The following is an 18217-nucleotide window of genomic DNA, read 5'->3' as shown; positions in this document are numbered from 1 at the left end:
CTCACTCCTCCAGGGCCTCCAGGGCGAGGGCCTGGGCAGGGCACACGTGCACCGCCTGGCGGGCCTTCTCGACCAGCTCGCCGTGCGGTGTCTCGTTCAGCACGACGATCGTGCCGTCGTCCTCGCTCTGGTCGAACAGCGCGGGCTCGGTGAGCACGCACTGTCCGGCGCCGACGCACCTGCCGGTGTCGGCGACGATCCTCATGGCCCTCTCCTCCTGAGGCGGGGATGACAGCTCGTCCGTCACCAGGTCACCGGGAGCTCGTAGAGGCCGTAGATGTTCGCGTCGTCCTTGAACGGCAGCTCGTCGAGATCCATCGCCAGCTCCAGCGTGGGGACGCGGCGGAACAGCGTGTCGAACACGATCTGCAGCTCCATCCGGGCCAGGTTCTGGCCCAGGCACTGGTGCGGCCCGAACCCGAACGCCACGTGGTGGCGCGCGCCGCGCTCGATGTCGAGCTCGTCCGGGTTAGCGAACGCCCGCGGGTCCCAATTGGCCGCATGGCCGAGCGCCAGCACTCCTTCGCCGGCCTTGATGAGCTGCCCGCCGACCTCGACGTCCTCGACGCACAGCCGGGCGGTCGCCACGTCGATGATCGTGAAGTACCGCAGCATCTCCTCGACCGCGTTGAGCGTCTTGCCCGGGTCGGCCTTGATCATCGCGAGCTGCTCCCCGTTGCGCAGGAACGCCGCGGTCGACAGCGAGATCATGTTCGCCGTGGTCTCGTGGCCCGCCACCAGCAGCAGGAAGCCCATGCCGGCCAGTGCCGTCCGCCGGTACGTGCCGTTCGCGCGCAGCTTGACGATCTGCCGCCCGAGCAGGTCGTCCGGCGGGCTGTCCTCCTTCTCCGCGATGAGGCCGTCCATGTAGCCCCACATGGCCCCCATGGCCGCCAGCCGCTCCTCGGGCGGCGTCGACTGATTGATCATCTTCACCGTGTGGTCCTGGAAGAACTCATGGTCGGCGTACGGCACGCCCAGCATCTCGCAGATCACCAGTGACGGGACCGGCAGTGACAGCGACTGCACCAGGTCACCGGGGCGCGGCCCGGCCAGCAGCGCGTCGATCCGCCCGTCCACGATCTCCTGGATCCGCGGCCGCAGCGCCTCCAGCCGGCGCACCGTGAACTCGCCGAGCACGGCCTTGCGGGCCGGCCCGTGCTCGGGCGCGTCCATCGCGATCAGGACCCGCTCCTCGTCCGGCCGCCGGGTCGCGGCCTCGCCCTTGGTCAGCTGCGGGAAGTCCGGATGCTGCCGGTCGGCGCTGAACCGCCGGTCGTTCAGCACGGTTCGCACGTCTTCGTGCCGGCTGACCACCCAGGCCCTGCCGCCGTCGGGCAGGCTGACCCGGGTGACCGGCTCTTCTTCGCGGATCTGTTCGTACGCCGGCGGCGGCGCGAACGGGCACGTGCGGGCCATGGGGAACGCGTACTTCTCGGCGGTGGTCATGACTTTCCTTCCACGACGTCACGGACAGGCGAGGATCCTCACGCCGCACCTCATGAGGTACGATCGAACTGGAGATAATCTCCACTTTCAAAATATGGAGACCATCTCCATTTGTCAACGCGAGGGAGCGCATGACCGCCGACAAGCCGCTGCGGGCCGACGCCCGGCGCAACCGCGATGTCCTGATCGCCAAGGCGCGAGAGATCTTCGACGCCGGCGACTTCTTCGACCTGCGCTTCGACGACTTCGCCCGCCTGGCCGGGGTGGGCACCGGCACGCTGTACCGCCATTTCCCCACCCGGGAGGCCCTGGCCGAGGCGGTCTACCACGGGGAGGTCGCCGCGATGTGCGACCGTGCCCGCCGGCTTGAGGCCACACTGCCCGCGGCGGAGGCTCTGGCGACCTTTCTGCGAGTGATGGTCGACCACATCCATGCTCACGAGGGCCTGGCCAGGACGCTGGCCACGCTCATGGCCGATCACATGGGCGTCCTCGCCGAGGGCAGCCGGGAGCTGGAGCAGGCCGTCGCCGACCTGGTGGCCGCCGCCGCGCGGGACGGCGCCGTTCGTGACGACGTGGACGCCGGCGCCGTGATGATGGCCCTGCACGGCATCGGCGCGGCCCACGACCGCCCGAATTGGCGAGCCGAGGCCGACGACCTCATCACGCTCGTCCTGGACGGGCTACGCCGCCCGCGGTGACAAGGCGCGACGGCTGTGCGGCCGGCTCCGGAGGGGGCGGCTGGATGGGTGGATCGGCCACCACGCGCAGGGCGGCTCGCGCGGTTCCGCTCTCGTCAGGCGGCCTCGTGCGTGGCGTCGCGAACGGGGGCCAGGCGCAGGTCCGGCCGGGCCTGCGCGTCGGGGAAGACCCACCGGCGCAGCGCCCAGAAGCGGAAGACCATGGCGATCAGGGTGCCGATGACCTGGGCGCTCATGAAGTCGGCGATCTCCTGGGTCAGGAGACTCACCTGCGGGGTGTCCAGGCCGAAGACGTACCGGGAGATCCAGAGTGGTGCGGAGCTGAGCACCAGGCCGATGGCGCTGACCAGGAAGAACAGCGCCGCCTCGTGGCGGCGCTCGCGGCCGCCCCTGGTGCGGAACGACCATTCGCGGTTGAGCACGTAGGACACGATCGTCGCCACGAGCACCGCGATGATCTTCGCGGTCACCGGCTTCGGCTCCAGGAAGGTCAGCTTCAGCCCATAGAAGACCGCGTTGTCCACTAAGAAGGTCGTTCCGCCCACCACGGCGAACTTGAGCAGTTCGCGGTGCTTCAGCGCGAACGCGCGCAGCGGTTCTGGTGATCTGGCGAGCAGGGCCTTCGCGATTCGGAGCACCCTCGATCTTCTCACCGGTCGAACACTCCGATGACCCGCCGATCGCCCTGGGACGGGCACTGCGGCGGTGACCGCCCAGGGACATGACTTGCGTCACATCGCTTGCCTCTGACGTCAATGTCAGGTTCTACCGTGGCGAGCATGCAGATCAACGGAGCACATGTGCTGGTCACCGGAGCCAATCGCGGCCTGGGCCGGCAGTTCGCCCTTTCCCTTCTTGAGCGCGGCGCGGGCAAGGTGTACGCGACCGCCCGCCGTCCGGAGCAGATCGACGTACCGGGGGCCGTCCCGCTGCGACTCGACATCACCGACCCGGCGTCCATCGCCGAGGCGGCGGCAGCGGCGCCGGACGTCAAGATCGTCATCAACAACGCCGGCATCTCCACCGGCGCGAACCTGATCACCGGCGACCTGGACGTGATCCACCGCGAGATGGACACCCACTTCTTCGGCACCCTCAACGTGATCCGCGCCTTCGCGCCCCAGCTGGCCGACGGCGCGATCCTCAACGTGCTGTCCGCGGTCTCGTGGCTCGCCGTCGACGGCGCGGGCGCCTACCACGCCGGCAAGGCCGCCGAGTGGGCGCTCACCAACAACGCCCGCCTCGAACTGGCCGGCCAGCGCACCCTCGTGTCCGGCCTGCACCTGGGCGCCGCCGACACCGACATGATGGCCTGGTACACCGGCGACAAGACCGCCCCCGAAGTGATCGTCAAGACCGCCCTCGACGGCATCGAGGAGGACCGGACCGAGATCCTGGCCGACGAGTGGAGCCGCCAGGTGAAGCTCTGGCTCGCGGAGGACTCCGACGTCATGTACCGCAAGGCCGCGGCCGCCCTCGCCGGCACCACCTGATCGCTCGGCGTAGGCCGCCTGGACGCACCTACCGGACTCACCCGCTCCCGCGGCATCCGCGCCCCCGCACCGATCGCCGCCGGGCCGGCGGGTGAGCCGGCCCCCGCCGTCCCACCCGCCTGCTTCCTCATCCGCCCCCGCCGTCAGGCCCGGTCTAGTTGAAGCAGTCCTGCTTGTGCAGCGCGATGCCGTACTCGGTGACCTTGCCGCGCTCGACGCTGAAGTTGTAGTACGCCTTCTTGTTGCCGGGGACTGTGATCACGTAGAAGCCGTGGAAGTCCTTCTTGATGCGCGGGTACGCCGCCTTCACCTGCTTGAGCGTGGACCCGATCTTGATGCCCTGCGGGGTCTTCATGCCCTTCGCGGCGAAGATGGCGGCCAGCCCCACGCGGGGCGAGATGTAGACGCCCACCGAGTCCTTCGGCGTCCTGAACTTCTTCAGGTCCCAGCCGGAGCAGCCCCCGCCGCCCGGCATCTTCTGGACCACGCCCCCGGTTGCCCTGGCCTGCTTGGCGGTCATCCCGAGCTTGACGCCCCCGTAACCGTACGGCCCCAGCGTCGGCTGTGCCTGGGCGACCGCCGCACCGGCCCCGGAGACCAGCAGCGAGCCCGCGAGGAGCGAGGCCCCGATCATCGTCTTCATCATGCCTGCTTTGACGCCAAGGCACCGGTAAAGGTTCTGAGTCACGATCATCCATTTGATCGCCATTAGCCCCATACGCCCTCCGACACGTCGCAAGGGTCAGCCCGGGCCAGCGTGGCGAGGTACCCCCGGAAGACCACGGTCAGCTCCCCGGCCGGGAAGACCTCCGCGAGCGTGCGCCGACACCAGTCGCCGGCCTCTTCGGCGCTGTCCGCCCCACGTGCGATGGCATTGGCCACGTTGACCTCGCCCAGCACATAGCGGAGATAGCCGTCGAACGTCATCGGCACCGAAACCTCGACGTCGACGTGGTCGAGCAGGCGCAACCCCGCCCCGGCGAGCGGCAACTCCGGCACGGCCAGCGGCCGCCGGCCGGCCGGCGATGGAAACCGCTGCTCGAAAGAGGTGAACCACGTAGCCAGCGCGTCCGCTGTCGGGGAGCACCGGCCTTTCGAGTAGTCGTACAGGAGAAACGTCCCGTCCGGTGTCAGGACGCGGGCCACCTCGGCGAGGGCCGACGGAAGATCGGCGTAGTCGAGCGAGCCGGCGGCGGCGACCAGGTCGAACGACGCCGAGGCGAACGGCAGCGCCTCCGCGGTGCCGACGGCGAAGCGAGCGGACGGTGCGACGGATCGCCGGTGCGCGAGCATCGCCGAGACCGGCTCCAGGCCGATGACCTGCCCGGCCGACGGTACGAGCGCGGCGGTGGAGACGCCGGCGCCGCATCCGATGTCCAGCGCCCGCCCGACAGGACCCTGGAGGCGAGCCGACTTGAGGATCCGCTGATGCACCGGAGGACGGTCGAAGGCGTAACTCGCCGCCAGTCGTTCGTTGTCATAGACGCTTGTCATGGCTGCTCCGTGCTCGTCATAGGCCCTGCGAGCGATCATGCCGCATGGCCTCATGACGGGTCAGCGCCGGATCGGGGTGGGGTGGTGAGGGGCTACTGTGGCTGCGCATGACGCACACCGAGATCGACATCAGCGCGGAGTTCGTCCGGGATCTGCTGCGTGATCAGCACCCCGACCTGGCCGATCGGCCCGTGCGACTGGGGGCGCGGGGGTGGGACAACCAGTTGTGGCGGCTGGGTGACGATCTGGCCGTGCGGTTGCCCTGGGCGACGGAAGGGGCCGATGAGTTGCTGCTCAAGGAGCACACCTGGGTGCCGGCTCTCGCGCCGCGCCTGCCGCTGCCGGTGCCCGTTCCGCAGCGGCTCGGTGAGCCGTCCGCGCGGTTTCCGCGGCGGTGGATCGTCACCACCTGGGTGCCGGGGGAGCCCGCCGACCGTGCCCCCGTCACGCGCGGCGCCGTGTCGGCCGATGCCCTGGCCGCCTTTCTGACCGCGCTGCACCAGCCCGCTCCCGAAGAGGTGGACACCGGCGGCCGGGGGCGCGGCGGGCCTCTGTCCGGATCTTCCGAGTGGGTGGAAAAGCAGATCGCCGACGCCGTCGAGCGGGAGCTGATCTCCGAGGGGGACGCGGAGGACGTACGCGCGGTCTGGGACGACGCCGCCACCGCCCCGGACTGGGCCGGCCCGCCGCTCTGGCTGCACGGCGACCTGCACGCGGCCAACGTCGTCACCGCCGACGGCGCCCTGTGCGGCGTGATCGACTTCGGTGACCTGTTCGCCGGCGATCCGGCCTGCGACCTGTCCGCCGCCTGGACCCTCCTGCCCGATGGCGCCGCCGAACGCTGCTTCACGGCCTACGGGCATGCCCTGGACGCCGCGACCCTGCGCCGGGCCCGTGGCTGGGTGGTGATCCGCGGCCTGGCCGGGCTGCACATCGGCGACGCCGGCGTGCACGGCCGGCCGGGTGGAAAGGCCACGTGGGGTCCGGCCGGCCGGGCGGCACTGCGGCGCGTCCTCGCGGCAGTCCGCCATTGAGAATTCACCCGGCGGCGGCCCGCTGCTGAAAATCCACCCGGCTGCGGCGCCTTCCTCGCGGCGGCCCCCCGCTCAAGGTTCATTCGAGCGGCAGGCCGTGCCGTCCGGCGACCTGGCGGATCAGCTCCAGCGGGTACGGCGTCTGCCTGCTCACACTCTGCCGGGCGTGGTAGTAGTCGTTCAGTACGGTGGCCAGCGGGCTGTGCCGCGACAGCAGCGCCGCGACCCCGTCGGGCACGCCGGCCGGCCGCGCCCCCGCCGCCCACTCCCGCACCAGCTCGCGGCGCTTCGGCCAGTCGGCCCCGTGAAAGGCGCCGGCCAGCCAGTTCACCAGGTACGCCAGCGTGAAGGTGCGGTCGTAGGTGAGGTGCCGCTGGTAGAAGGCCTGTTCGTCGGCCGACAGGTCGAACCGGTCCGACACCGCCTGCCCGAAGTCGGTCAGGTAGAGGCGACGCCCGTCGGTGAGGAAGTTCGCGAAGTGCGCGTCGAAGTGCAGCAGGCCGTTCGCGTTCATGAAGGACACGACTTCACGCAGCTTCCGGTCCGCGAAGGCGCAGGCGCGGTCGGCGTCGCCCGCGCGGACGCGTTCGTCCAGCCACTGGTTCAGGTCGGTGGGGACGTACTCCAGGAAGAGCGTCAGGCTCGCCGGCGCCTCGGCCAGCGCTTCGAGACGGCGGCGTAAGCCGGGGGCGTCCTCCCAGAACGCGACCGCCCGATCGACGTCGGCCAGGTCGCCGTACAGCGGGGCGGGCTCGGCGTTGGGCAGCGCCCGCCAGTGATACAGCAGCGGGAAGCCGGGGAAGCGGCCGGTCAGCACCCATTCGGTGGTCATCGTGTGCGCGGCCAGCTCGCGCCAGGCGCCGAAGCCGGGCGAGCCGATGCCGTACTGGCAGAAGGGCGGCAGACCGAACAGGTTGGCCGTCGAGTGCGGGTGGCGCAGCTCGGGCGCGGTGAGGGGGACGCGTTTGACGAAGACCGGGATGCCGCCGACGTCGAGCCGCGCGGACGTCCCGCCGATGCCGGTGCCGAGGGGCACGGCCGCACGCTCCAGCAGCGCGGCCAGCTCGCGGTCGTCGTGGCGGGCCAGGGCCGTGGAGACGTCGCCGTGCGTGGTCAGCCGCGTGTCGGTCATCATGATCACCCTAGTGGCCGGCGACGGCGCTCAGGCGGACACGGTACGGACGAAGTCGCCGGCCTGGGCCAGGGCGTCGGCGGCCTCGGGCAGGAACGACCAGTACAGATGGAAGCTCTGGGCCGCGACCGGATAGATCTCCAGCCGGACGTCGACGCCCTGGGAGCGCGCGTGGCCGCTCAGCCGTTCCGCGTCGGGGAGCCCTTCGTCGCCCGCCGCCGCCTGGATGAGCATGGGCGGCAGCCCGCGCAGGTCGGCGTGCAGCGGATCCACCGAGGGGTCGTCGAGCGGGTGGCCGTCGAGGTAGCGGGCGACGCCCCATGCCGCACCCCGGCGGGTGGCGCTCGGCGCGGGGAGGTCAAGCTGCGTTTCGGGGGCCGCGGCGCTGAGGTCGACGTGCGGCGTGAACAGGACCGACCCGGCGGGCAGCGGCTGGCCGCGATCTTTGAGCCGCAGGAGGACGGAGAGCGCGAGTCCGGCACCGGAGGTGTCGCCGGCCAGCACGACATCGTGCGGTGCGGCATCTTGGCTGATCAGCCAGGTGTAGGCGGCGTGGACGTCGTCCAGCGCCGCGGGAAACGGATGCTCGGGCGCCAGCCGGTAGTCCGGGGTGAGAACCCGCCCGTGCACGGCGCCGGCCAGCGCGCCGGCCAGGGAACGGAACCCGTACGCCGACCCGGTGGTGTAGGCGCCGCCGTGCAGCAGCAGGACCCAGCCGCGACCGGGTTCGGCCGGGCCGGCCACGAGCGCCGGCACGCCGCCGGCGTTGACCGGGGCGTAGGTGATCTCGGGCGGGATCGGCATCAGCGCGTAGTGGCGTTCGGCGGCGGCGCGGAGCGCTTCCACGTCGGCGTAGGTCAGGTCGGCGAACTGGTCACCCAGCCGCCGGACGCGTTCGGCCAGTTCGCCGCCGGCCGAGCGGGTCGCTCTGACGGCGTCGTCCAGGTCGTCGAGCACGGCCGGCACCCGGTCGAGCAGGGTCCGCCCGGCGGGCGTGAGGGCCACGTACTGGGTGGAGCGGCGCAGCAGCACGCAGCCGAGGACGCGTTCGAGCGCGGCGATCTGGCGGCTGAGCGTGGACTGCGACACGAACAGGCGGGTGGCGGCGCGGCCGAAGTTGAGCTCCTGGGCCACCACGACGAAAGCGCGCAAATGGCGCAGCTCCAGGCTGTCCGGCGTCTGCCCGCGAAGTGCTTCGTCGCTCACCTTTCCCATGATCGGGCATCTGAGCTGCGGTCCTGCACACCGTGCATGAGCGTCATGCGGAATGCGGCGTTCCCTTCTGCCCGCTTCGCCGCCAGGGTGAATCGAGCTGTCATCACCCTTTTCGCGGAACGGAGTAGCGACATGCGGAAGATGTTCTCCTTCATGGCGGTCAGCGCCGACGGGTATCACGCCGATCCAGATGGCGGGCTCGGCTGGCAGACCTTCGGGCCGGAGTTCGCCGACTATTCGGTGGAGCAGCTCGACGAGGTCGACACGCTCGTGCTCGGCCGCACCACGTACACCGGCATGGCCGCGTACTGGACGGGAGACCTCGGCGCGGACTTCGACCGGCGCATCGCCGACCGGATGAACAGCCTGGCCAAGCTCGTCGTCTCCGACACGCTCACCACGGTCACGTGGGCGGACTCGCCCATCGCGCTGACCTCGATCGACGAGCTCGCGCGGGTCAAGCACGCGCCCGGCAAGGACCTCGCGGTGCTCGGCAGCTCCACCCTCACCGGCGCTCTGCTGCGCGCGAACCTCGTCGACGAGGTACGCCTGATGGTCAACCCGATCATCCTGGGCGGTGGCGGCAGACTGTTCGCCGAAGCCGGGACGGTGCCGCTGGAACTGATCCGGGTGCGCCCGTTCCAGTCCGGCAACGTCCTGCTCTACTACCGTCCTCGGATTTAGCCCAGCGGACCGCGATGGAGGCGGAGGCCGCCGCGGGCGTCCACGACGCGCGGCTTCAGCGGAGCAGGAGGTCGATGGCCACCTTCAGTCGTTCCAGGTAGACCTCCCGTGAGGTGACCTGGTGCTTGAGGCCGATGGAGGTGCTGATCATCGTCTGGGAGAGAGGGGGAGCCGCCTGCCGGCCCGACTCGGTGGCGATCGCGTCGGTGATCAGCTCCTCGAAACGTCGCCGCGGCGTCTCGATGATCTCGCCGAGGAGTCCGGGATTGTCGTCGATGACCGCTTCGACGTCGCTCGTCAGCGGGCCGACATAGCGGCCCGCCCACTGGTCAAAGGCATCGGCGAGGCGGTCCCGAAGGGGTCTGCCCGTCGCGGCCAGGGCGTCTTCCACCGCCGTGATGTCGCGGTCCAGGGCCTGGCCGACCGCGGCGCGGAACAGGGTCTCCTTCGAGGAGAACAGGAAATACAGGCCGGGCCTGGAGATGCGCGCCGCCCGCGCCACCTCCTCCATCGAGGTCTTCCGGTAGCCGTAGCGCGCGAATGTGAGCATGGCGGAGTCCAGGACCAGGGCCCGGCGGCCGGTGTCGGCGGCTGTCGGTGTCGGGTGATCGACCTCGGTCATGGAACGAGCATACGAGTGGTAGGCGTACTAAACAAATTTTGTCTCGTCTGTATAGTTGCGGCCGTGAGCACTCATCGACCACTCGTCACCACGCCCTTCACCTCCGCCAGCACCGCGGCCGACGTGCTGCGCGGCGTCGACCTGACCGGCGTCCGCGCGATCGTGACCGGGGCCTCCTCCGGGATCGGGGCCGAGACGGCCCGCGCGCTGGCCTGCGCCGGAGCGGAGGTGACGCTCGCCGTCCGGAACCCGGTCGCGGGTGACGCCGTCGCCGAAAGGATCGCGGCTTCGGCCGGAGGCGTCCGGCCCCGGGTCGCCCGGCTCGACCTCGCCGACCGGGCCGGCGTCGCGCGCTTCGCCGGCGCGTGGAGCGGGCCGCTGCATCTGCTGATCAACAACGCGGGCGTGGTCACCGGCGGCCTCGAACGGACGCGGGAGGGGTGGGAACTGCAGTTCGCGACGAACCATCTCGGCCACTTCGCCCTGGCCGCCGGCCTGCACGACGCCCTCGCCCTGGGCGCAGGAGACCGCGACGGTGCCAGGATCGTCTCGGTCAGTTCGACCGCGCACATGCGTTCCGGCATCGACTTCGGCGACCTCCACTTCGAACGCCGCCCCTATGACCCGCAGCTCGCCTACGCCCAGTCGAAGACGGCCAACTCCCTGTTCGCCGTCGAGGCGACCCGCCGCTGGGCGTCCGACGGCATCGTGGCCAACGCCGTGAACCCCGGCGGCGTGGCGACGGGGCTGCAGCGGAACTTCACCGCGCGGCAGAAGGCGTCACTCGACGCGGCCGAGGCCGCCGGGATCTTCACCTACAAGACGGTCGAGCAGGGAGCCGCCACCAGCGTCGTCGCGGCCGTCGCCCCGGAGTTCGCCCACAGCGGCGGCCACTACCTCGACGACGGGCAGGAGGCGTACACCGTGCCCAACGACGCCGACCTCGCCCAGCACCCGCACGGCGTCAAGGAATGGGCGCTCGATCCCGCCATCGCCCAGCGCCTCTGGACGGTTTCCACCGAATTGCTCGGCGGCTGAGCAGGCCGTTTATCCGGTTGCCGTCGCTTCGCCGGAGGTGGTGAGGTGGTGTGATGAGCACGGATGACGGCACCGCGCCGCCGGCTCCCCGTCTCGCCGGCATCCGGTCCCGGTGGCTGGACGCCGCGATCGCCGGGCTCCGCGACGACCCCGGCGTGGCCGGCGCCGCGCTGGTCGGGTCGCTCGGCGCGCGCCGGGCGGACGACTGGAGCGACATCGACCTGCTGGTGTTCGTGGACGACGCAGATCTTGACGAGTACGCGGTGCCCGGCCGGCTGCCATCCGGTCCTGGGGTGCTGGCGGCGGCCTTCGACGCCCGGCACAACGGCCCCCGCGGCACCAGGGCCGTCAGCGGGCAGCACCTCGTGGACGGGCTTCCGCTCTGGGTCGACTGGCACATCCAACCGGTCTCGCGGGCGGGCTGGCCCGCCGACAGCGCGGTCGTCTTCGATCGGCGTGGCTTCGACCGGCTCCCGGTCACCTTCTCCGACCTGCTCAGCACCGGCGAACCTGAGCCGCCGACGCCCAAGGAACCCGCCGATCTCCAGATCGCGCGGCTGGCGATGGTCCCGATCGCGGGCAAGCGGATCGCGCGCCGCTCGCCTGAGACGGCCCGGATGATCGAGTTCCTCGGCGGCCCTTACCAGCCCGGCGCCTCCTGGCGGCGGCATCTGGCCGAGTTGCGCCGGCTGCTGGACGGATTCGCGCCGCTCGGGTTGCCCGACAGCGTGGCCGCCGGCCACGCCTGCCTCGACCTCGTGGCGGACACCCTCGACTGACGCCGACCCTGGTCAGATCCGTGTGTCGGCCGGGGAGCCGGGGAGGAGGTAGTCGCCGCCGCACGCCTCGGCGAGCGCCGGGCCGAACAGGGCGGCCGGTGTGTAGGCGCCCGGCCGGCCCTCGCCGGCCAGCAGGCGGCGGGCCACCTCGGCCGCCACCGCCGCGGTGAAGGACATCGCCTCGCCGGCGCGCAGCCACCCCTCCCGCGTGACGCCGTCCCGCCAGTGCACGACCGCGTGAGCCCACGAGTACTCCCGCGGCTTCTCCTTGGGCTTGGTGCTGACCGCGGCCAGCCGCCGCCGGGCGAACTCACGTACCGGGCCGATCATGAGCAGGGCGGTCGCGACCGGCAGGATCGCGCGCGCGACCGGGGAGTGCGGAGCCTCGCTCGACGCCGAGACGACGTCCGGCGCGCCGCTCGCCCGCTGGGCCGCCATCAGCTCGCCGAGCGGCACGGCCGCCGTGGTGACCGTCGTACCGTCGGGCAGCGTCAGCTCGGCCGGATCGCCGCCGATCCGGGCCGGCGCCAGGCGGCCACCTCGGTATCGCCGCCCCTGGTAGCGGCCGCCTCCCTCCAGACCGGGCAGCCCCTCGACGAGGGAGCCGGCCAGCGCCTCGCCCGTGACGCCGCCTTCGAGGGCGACCGAGGGGATCATGTCGGTCCGTACCCGATCAGGGGTTCCGCGCCCTTCACAGAGCTTCACGACCACACTCTCGGTCGCGGCCCCGCCGAATCCGGCGCCGGTGACGACCGTACGCCCAGCGGCCGCGGCAGCGTCGCCCAGCCCGAGCGTGGTCGTGAACGAGGCCAGGTCGTTGGCCAGGTCGAGGTAGTGGCCGGCCGCCAGACAGGCGCGTACCAGGGGTTCGGCGGTCCGGGTGAAGGGGCCCACCGTGTTGACGACCACGGCCGGACGCTGCCGGCGGATCTCCGCCGCCATCCCTTCGACGTCGCCGGCCACGACCTTACGTCCCGCGCCGGCCGTCTCGGCCAGGCGCCCGGCGTCCCGCCCGACCAGCGTGGGCTCGACTCCCCTCCGGCGGAGCGCCGCCGCCGTCGCCCGGCCGGTACGCCCCGCGCCGCCCAGGATCCAGACTTCGCTCATTCCGTCACTCTCCTAATGATGACATCGCGTGTCATCACTGTACTCGTCATGACGTGCCGTGTCATCACTACACTTGACGTGTGAGCAGATGGGCACCGGACGCGCGAGAGCGTCTCCAGCGGGCGGCCATGGAACTCTTCGCCGAGCAGGGCTTCGCCGCGACCACCGTCCCCGAGATCACCGCCAGGGCCGGCCTGACCACCCGCACCTTCCACCGGCATTTCGCCGACAAACGCGAGGTGCTGTTCGCCGACGACGCCCGGTTGCCCGACTTCGTCGCGGTGCTGATGGAGAGCTTTCCGCCGTCCGCCGAACCGATCACGCTGATCGTCGAGGGGCTGCGCCTGCTCATCGAGGAGCGCTTCGAGGGCCGCAAGGAAGCTCTGCGAGCCCGGCGCGACCTGGTCCGCTCCGACGACGGCCTGCGCGAACGGGACCTGCACAAACGAGCGGTCATGGCCGAGGCCCTGCGGACGGGCTTCCTGTCCAGGGGGATCGACCCCACGCGGGCGGCGCTGCTGGCCGAGACCGGAGTGACTCTCATGTACGTGTCGGTGGCGGAGTGGCTGGACCGGGAGGATGATCGCAAGCTCCACGACGTCCTGCTCGCGACCCTGGAGACGATGCGCGCCGAGCTGACCCCGTAGAACGTGCCCCCGCCCGCGAAACCGATCCCAAGGACGCCTGCCAGGTGAAACAGCCACAAGACATGTCCCTGAGCGCACGCGTCCGCCGCCACGGCGAGGTCGCAGGCGCGTTGGCCTCCTACGATGACCGGCGGCTCGGCGAGGCTCTGGAACAGGCGCGGCCCCTGGGCGCGGGGATCGGCGGCACGTCGGTGCTGCTGGACGTCGGTGGTGTGCCGGTCTTCGCCAAGCGGATCCCGCTGACCGACCTGGAGCGCCGCTCGGGCAACGAGAGGTCCACCGCGAACCTGTTCGGGATGCCCGCCTTCTGCCAGTACGGGCTCACCGCCGTCGGCAGCGCCGGCTTCGGCGCCTGGCGTGAACTCGCGGCCGGCGAGATGACGACCGAGTGGGTCCTGACCGGCCGCAGCGCCGCCTTTCCGCTGCTGCATCACTGGCGGGTGCTGCCGGGCGCGCCGCCGGCCGCCGGCGAACACGCCGACGTCGAGGCGGCCGTGCGTTACTGGGAGGGTTCAGCGGCCGTACGGGAACGGCTGCACGCGCTCGCCCGCGCCTCGGCCTCCATCGTGCTGTTCCAGGAGTTCATCCCGCACAGCCTCGACACCTGGCTCTCCGCGCAACTCGCCGCCGGCCGGGACGCCGCGACGGCGGCGGGCGCCATGATCGAGTCGTGCCTGCTCGCCGACGTGACCCTCATGAACGGCGAGGGCCTGATGCACTTCGACGGCCATTTCGGCAACCTGCTGACCGACGGTGAACGCCTGTACCTCACGGACTTCGGGCTGGCCACCTCCTCCCGGTTCGACCTGTCCGAGCAGGAGATCGACTTCCTGGGGCGCAACCGCACCCACGACGCGGGGTACGCGCTGATGCGGCTGGTCAACTGGCTTGTCACCGCCTTCTGCGGGGTGACGGCGCCGCCGGAGCGCAACGCGTTCGTGCGCGCCTGCGCGGCCGGCGCGCAGCCCGCCGGCGCTCCGCCCAGCCTGGCCGGGACGATCAGCCGGTACGCGCCCGTGGCCGCGCTCGTGAACGACTTCTACTGGGACCTGTACGGCAGCAGCAGGACGACGCCGTACCCCGACGATCGGATCGAACGCGCCCTGGAGGCGGCCGGCGCTCTTCAGGGCCGCGAGGCTGGAGGATGGGGCGCCCGCTGAGTGTGGTGGTCCAGCAGGCGGGTGAGCAGTCCCACGAACTGGTCGCGTTCGGCGGGTGACAGGGGAGCGAGCAGTTCGTCCTGCAGGTCGTCCAGGATCTTGTCCAGGCGGCGGAGCTGCCGGCGGCCCTGGGCGGTGATCGTGATGACGTTGCGGCGGCGGTCGTCGGGGTCCAGGGTCCGCTCGACGAAGCCGCGTTCGGCCAGTTCGTTGAGGACGCTGACCATGTCGCTGCGGTAAATGCAGGTGCGCCGGCTCAGCGTCGCCTGGCTGCCCGGGCCGAACTCCTGCAACGAGGCGAGCACGGCGTAGTGCCACTTGCGGGCGTCGACGCGGGCCAGCCCGTCGTTCGTCAGCCGGTCCGACTGCGCGGACACGCCTGACAGCAGGCGACCGGCCCTCCGGCGCAGCCGTTCCGGCGTCTTCGTCTCGCTGTCGGGCGGCATGTGCGCCGCGTCGGCTCCGCTGCTCATGGCGCCGATCTTACCGGTGTTGCGTTAGCCCGACTAACGATGTACGTTCGTTCACGACATAAACGTTAGTGGCGCTAACGTTAACTTGGCGAATGAAAGGGATGCCATGTCCACGGAAACGCTGATCGCTGATCGCATCGAGATCGCCGACCTGTTCTCCCGCTTCGCGCGGCTGCTCGACGAGAAGCGATGGGGGGACGCGCGCACGGTCTTCACCGACGACGTGGCGGTGCACTCGCCGCGCGGGGGCGAACTCCGCGGCGTCGACACGGTCGTCGGCTTCATGCGGCGCAGCGAGGTGGAGGGGCAGCAAGCCCAGCACTTCACCACGGACCTGCTGGTGGACCTCGACGGCGATCAGGCGGGCGTCTCGGCGTACTCGCTCGTGTACTACTACCGCGACGGCCGGGCACCTCACTTCACCGGCGGCCTGCGCATGGCGGGCACCGTGGTGCGGACGCCGGCCGGCTGGCGGTTCCGTGAGCAGCGGATCACACCCGCCTGGACCCACGAGAACTGATCCCCGGAAGATCTCGATTCAAGGAGCCCCTCATGCCCACGATCGACGTACTCGGCTCGACGATGCACTACGAGGACCACGGCAGCGGACCCGCCTTCGTCTTCCTGCACGGCAACCCCTCCTCCTCGCACATGTGGCGCAAGGTGCTGCCCCTGGTCGGACCGGGACGGCTGATCGCCCCCGACCTGATCGGCATGGGCCGCTCGGGCAAGCCGGCCGGTGACCACCGGTTCGCCGACCACGCCCGCTACCTCGACGCGTTCTTCGACGCGCTCGGCCTGGACGAGGTGGTGCTCGTCGGCCACGACTGGGGCGGCTCGCTCGCCTTCGACTGGGCGGCCAGGCATCCCGATCGGGTGCGCGGCCTGGCCTTCTTCGAGGCGATCGTCCGTCCGGTCGCCTCGGCCGAACTGTCCGAGCAGGCCCGCGCCCGTACCGTGAAGTTGCGCGGCCCCGAGGGCGAGTCCCTGATGCTGGACTCGACCTTCCTCATCGACACCGCCTACACCGGCGGCGTCCTGCACCCGCTCAGCGAGGAAGAACTCGCCCCTTACCGGGCGCCCTACCCCACCAGGGAGAGCCGCCGTCCGCTGATGAACTGGGCCCGCTCCATCCCGGTCGACGGCGACCCCGCCGACGTGGTCGCGAGGATCGACGCCTACGGCGGCTGGCTGGCCCGCAGCCAGGACGTCCCCAAGCTGCTGTTGACGTTCGACTCCTCACCGACCCTGCTGGTGACGCCGGAGCTCGCCGCGTGGTGCAAGGACAACATCGCCGGCCTGCACGTCGAACACCTCGGTCCGGCCGGGCATCACGCCGGCGAGGACCAGCCCGAGCAGATCGCCGCCGCGATCTCCGCCTGGCTGGACCGGCAGAGCCTGCGGTAGGGCCGTGGGCGGTCGCGCTTGACCCTGACGTAGGGTCAATCTCCCAGTATGGAGGCATGACGGAGCAGAACAACGCGACCGAGTTCGCGCGGGCGTACAGCGGAGAAGAGCGAGCCGGAGCAGTGCGGAGCCGCACGATCCAGCACGACGGCGTCACCATCCCGGTGTCGCGCGGCGGCCGGGGGCGGCCGCTGGTCCTGTGCCCGGGGCTCGGCTCGACCCAGGCGAGCCTGCGCGAGCTGGCCGGGCTGTTGCGGCGCGACCATGACGTGGTGACCTTCGACCTGCGCGGGCACGGCCTCGCCTCGGCGGCCGGCCGGTACTCCTTCGACGACTTCCTCGGCGACCTCACCGCCGTGATGGCCGAGCTGGAACACGACCTGCCGGAGGCTCCCGTGCTGGTCGGCTACTCGCTGGGTGCCGACCTGGCCGTGCACTACGCGTCCGAGCACCCCGGCACCCTCGCCGGGCTGGTGCTGATCGACGGGGCGAACCCGGTGCCGGAGCCGTTCGTCACCGAGGCCGTCCTGCCGGAGTTCCGCGCGATGTGGGAGGAACAGGCGGCGCGGCAGGAGGCCGAGCGGGGCACCGAACGTCAGGTGCTGCTCACCGCACCCCAGCTCGCCGACCTGAACGTCGAGATCGACGTGATCAGGTCCGGCATCCTCGACCGGTACCGGAAGATCGACCGGCCCATCAGCATGATCATGTCGACGTCGATGGCCGGTGACGACGCGGGCGGGCTCGCGCGGCGGTTCAACAGGAACTGGCGGGCCGGCGTCGAACGGCTCGTCCGGGAGCAGCCGCACATCACGACGACCTGGCTCGAAGCGGACCACCAGCTGGTCTCCACCCACGCCCAGGAGATCGCCCGCCTCGTCAGCAGCACGCCGGAGCACCCGGGAGACTGATGACATGCTGACCATCGGCGAGCTGGCGACGTACGCCGGAGTGACGGTGCGCGCGGTGCGGCACTATCACGCCAAGGGGCTGCTGCCGGAGCCGGACCGGGACCACTCCGGCTACCGCAGGTACGACGCGAGCGCGGTGGTCGAGCTGATCAGGATCAGGACCCTGGCCGAGGCGGGAGTGCCACTGGCGCGGGTACGAGAGCTGCTGCGGGCCGGCGAGGAGGAGTTCGCCGCGGCCGTCGCGGACATCGACCGGCGGCTGCGGGCCGAGATCAGGGAACGGCAACTGCACCGCGAACGCATCGCCCGGCTCTCCTCAGGGGACGGCCTGGCGCTGCCGCCGGAGGTGGTCGCGTATCTCGACCGGCTCAGGGAGCTGGGGGTGGACGAGCGGATCGTCCGGGCCGAGCGGGACGGCTGGATCCCGCTGGCCGCGCGCTCGCCGGAGCGGGTCAGGGAGTGGATGGCGCGCAAGCACGAGCAACTCGCCGACCCACGGCTCGTCGCCTTCTACCTCACCCTGAGCCGGGCCCTCGACCGCTCGGAGTCCCTGGACCGGACCGCAGACCGGACCGAGCCCGAGAGCCGCGCCGACCACCGGGCCGGACCCCCGAGCCGCGCCGACGAGGACTCATGGCTGGTCGAGCTGGCCGACGAACTGGCCGCCTACATCACGCGGATGGCCGACGAGCAGGGCGAGCACTACGTCGACGACATCGACCTCGAACCGCCGCTCATCCCGCTGATGGACACACTGGCCTTCGACACCGTCCCGCCCGCGCGCCGCCTGACCGAGCTGCTGGGACAGCGCGGCTGGACAGGCTGGACCAAGCTCGAACGCCTGCCACCCCAGCCCGAGTAGCGCGGCCGG

At 71.2% G+C, this 18217-nt stretch carries 22 protein-coding genes; 12 read left to right on the top strand and 10 right to left on the bottom strand.

All coding sequences use genetic code 11. The features are described from left to right. Nucleotide 1: 1 nt before the first annotated feature. Nucleotides 2-205, bottom strand: coding sequence for a ferredoxin (locus OIE67_RS20770; protein WP_326642765.1), 204 nt, complete (start codon nt 203-205; stop codon nt 2-4). 38 nt (nt 206-243) lie between these two features. After that, nucleotides 244-1449 (bottom strand): cytochrome P450, encoded by a 1206-nt coding sequence (locus tag OIE67_RS20765; protein ID WP_326642763.1) that lies wholly within the window; start codon nt 1447-1449, stop codon nt 244-246. 131 nt (nt 1450-1580) lie between these two features. Here OIE67_RS20765 and OIE67_RS20760 point away from each other — a divergent pair, with 131 nt between their 5' ends. Continuing rightward, nucleotides 1581-2150 (top strand): TetR/AcrR family transcriptional regulator, encoded by a 570-nt coding sequence (locus OIE67_RS20760; protein ID WP_106248503.1) that lies wholly within the window; start codon nt 1581-1583, stop codon nt 2148-2150. Nucleotides 2151-2245: 95 nt separating this feature from the next. Here the strand turns inward: OIE67_RS20760 and OIE67_RS20755 are convergent, their stop codons facing one another. Next, nucleotides 2246-2788: a GtrA family protein gene (locus OIE67_RS20755; RefSeq protein WP_326642760.1), complete on the bottom strand. Its 543-nt coding sequence runs from the start codon at nt 2786-2788 to the stop codon at nt 2246-2248. A gap of 141 nt (nt 2789-2929) precedes the next feature. Between OIE67_RS20755 and OIE67_RS20750 the strand changes: the two genes are divergently transcribed. Next, entirely contained in the window at nt 2930-3643 is a 714-nt protein-coding gene (locus tag OIE67_RS20750; RefSeq protein ID WP_326642758.1) for an SDR family oxidoreductase, read from the top strand. Nucleotides 3644-3797: 154 nt separating this feature from the next. Here OIE67_RS20750 and OIE67_RS20745 read toward each other — a convergent pair whose 3' ends face one another. Continuing rightward, nucleotides 3798-4289: a hypothetical protein gene (locus OIE67_RS20745; RefSeq protein WP_326642757.1), complete on the bottom strand. Its 492-nt coding sequence runs from the start codon at nt 4287-4289 to the stop codon at nt 3798-3800. Between the two features lie 62 nt (nt 4290-4351). Continuing rightward, nucleotides 4352-5137, bottom strand: a complete 786-nt coding sequence (locus OIE67_RS20740) for a class I SAM-dependent methyltransferase (RefSeq protein ID WP_326642756.1) — start codon at nt 5135-5137, stop codon at nt 4352-4354. Nucleotides 5138-5244: 107 nt separating this feature from the next. On the opposite strand from OIE67_RS20740, the gene OIE67_RS20735 reads away from it, so the two are divergent. Then, nucleotides 5245-6171 carry an aminoglycoside phosphotransferase family protein gene (locus tag OIE67_RS20735; protein ID WP_326642755.1) on the top strand — a complete coding sequence of 309 codons (927 nt, stop codon included), beginning with the start codon at nt 5245-5247 and terminating at the stop codon, nt 6169-6171. A 79-nt stretch (nt 6172-6250) separates the two neighbouring features. On the opposite strand, the gene OIE67_RS20730 is transcribed toward OIE67_RS20735, so the two are convergent. After that, on the bottom strand, nt 6251-7306 hold the full coding sequence (locus OIE67_RS20730; RefSeq protein WP_326642754.1) for a BUD32 family EKC/KEOPS complex subunit: 1056 nt from the start codon (nt 7304-7306) through the stop codon (nt 6251-6253). Nucleotides 7307-7333: 27 nt separating this feature from the next. After that, nucleotides 7334-8509 carry an alpha/beta hydrolase fold domain-containing protein gene (locus OIE67_RS20725; RefSeq protein ID WP_326642752.1) on the bottom strand — a complete coding sequence of 392 codons (1176 nt, stop codon included), beginning with the start codon at nt 8507-8509 and terminating at the stop codon, nt 7334-7336. 141 nt (nt 8510-8650) lie between these two features. On the opposite strand from OIE67_RS20725, the gene OIE67_RS20720 reads away from it, so the two are divergent. Continuing rightward, nucleotides 8651-9202, top strand: a complete 552-nt coding sequence (locus OIE67_RS20720; protein ID WP_326642750.1) for a dihydrofolate reductase family protein — start codon at nt 8651-8653, stop codon at nt 9200-9202. Nucleotides 9203-9257: 55 nt separating this feature from the next. On the opposite strand, the gene OIE67_RS20715 is transcribed toward OIE67_RS20720, so the two are convergent. After that, nucleotides 9258-9824: a TetR/AcrR family transcriptional regulator gene (locus OIE67_RS20715; protein WP_326642748.1), complete on the bottom strand. Its 567-nt coding sequence runs from the start codon at nt 9822-9824 to the stop codon at nt 9258-9260. A gap of 63 nt (nt 9825-9887) precedes the next feature. On the opposite strand from OIE67_RS20715, the gene OIE67_RS20710 reads away from it, so the two are divergent. Both OIE67_RS20710 and OIE67_RS20705 read left to right on the top strand, forming a co-directional pair. After that, nucleotides 9888-10862 carry an SDR family NAD(P)-dependent oxidoreductase gene (locus OIE67_RS20710; protein WP_326642746.1) on the top strand — a complete coding sequence of 325 codons (975 nt, stop codon included), beginning with the start codon at nt 9888-9890 and terminating at the stop codon, nt 10860-10862. 53 nt (nt 10863-10915) lie between these two features. Further along, nucleotides 10916-11641 (top strand): nucleotidyltransferase domain-containing protein, encoded by a 726-nt coding sequence (locus OIE67_RS20705; protein ID WP_326642744.1) that lies wholly within the window; start codon nt 10916-10918, stop codon nt 11639-11641. 12 nt (nt 11642-11653) lie between these two features. Here OIE67_RS20705 and OIE67_RS20700 read toward each other — a convergent pair whose 3' ends face one another. Continuing rightward, entirely contained in the window at nt 11654-12748 is a 1095-nt protein-coding gene (locus OIE67_RS20700; RefSeq protein WP_326642743.1) for a saccharopine dehydrogenase NADP-binding domain-containing protein, read from the bottom strand. 80 nt (nt 12749-12828) lie between these two features. Here OIE67_RS20700 and OIE67_RS20695 point away from each other — a divergent pair, with 80 nt between their 5' ends. Both OIE67_RS20695 and OIE67_RS20690 read left to right on the top strand, forming a co-directional pair. Further along, nucleotides 12829-13395: a TetR/AcrR family transcriptional regulator gene (locus tag OIE67_RS20695; protein WP_326642740.1), complete on the top strand. Its 567-nt coding sequence runs from the start codon at nt 12829-12831 to the stop codon at nt 13393-13395. Between the two features lie 62 nt (nt 13396-13457). Beyond that, the gene (locus OIE67_RS20690) at nt 13458-14555 is read left to right on the top strand and encodes a serine/threonine protein phosphatase (protein ID WP_326642739.1); all 1098 of its coding nucleotides are present in this window, start codon (nt 13458-13460) and stop codon (nt 14553-14555) included. On the opposite strand, the gene OIE67_RS20685 is transcribed toward OIE67_RS20690, so the two are convergent. Beyond that, the gene (locus tag OIE67_RS20685; protein WP_326642738.1) at nt 14519-15028 is read right to left on the bottom strand and encodes a MarR family winged helix-turn-helix transcriptional regulator; all 510 of its coding nucleotides are present in this window, start codon (nt 15026-15028) and stop codon (nt 14519-14521) included. The genes OIE67_RS20690 and OIE67_RS20685 overlap by 37 nt on opposite strands. A gap of 106 nt (nt 15029-15134) precedes the next feature. On the opposite strand from OIE67_RS20685, the gene OIE67_RS20680 reads away from it, so the two are divergent. From OIE67_RS20680 to OIE67_RS20665, 4 genes are read left to right on the top strand one after another with little or no spacing between them, the layout of a single operon-like run. Then, nucleotides 15135-15548 carry a nuclear transport factor 2 family protein gene (locus OIE67_RS20680; RefSeq protein WP_326642735.1) on the top strand — a complete coding sequence of 138 codons (414 nt, stop codon included), beginning with the start codon at nt 15135-15137 and terminating at the stop codon, nt 15546-15548. Between the two features lie 32 nt (nt 15549-15580). Then, nucleotides 15581-16435 (top strand): haloalkane dehalogenase, encoded by an 855-nt coding sequence (locus OIE67_RS20675; RefSeq protein WP_326642732.1) that lies wholly within the window; start codon nt 15581-15583, stop codon nt 16433-16435. 56 nt (nt 16436-16491) lie between these two features. Continuing rightward, on the top strand, nt 16492-17346 hold the full coding sequence (locus OIE67_RS20670; RefSeq protein ID WP_326642730.1) for an alpha/beta fold hydrolase: 855 nt from the start codon (nt 16492-16494) through the stop codon (nt 17344-17346). 4 nt (nt 17347-17350) lie between these two features. Further along, on the top strand, nt 17351-18208 hold the full coding sequence (locus OIE67_RS20665; protein ID WP_326642728.1) for a MerR family transcriptional regulator: 858 nt from the start codon (nt 17351-17353) through the stop codon (nt 18206-18208). Nucleotides 18209-18217 lie beyond the last annotated feature (9 nt).

This window comes from Nonomuraea fuscirosea (assembly GCF_035917475.1).
In the GTDB taxonomy this organism is placed as follows: Bacteria; Actinomycetota; Actinomycetes; order Streptosporangiales; family Streptosporangiaceae; genus Nonomuraea; species Nonomuraea fuscirosea.
Note: the sequence above shows the minus strand (reverse complement) of the source record. Positions and strands in the feature narration are given on the sequence as shown.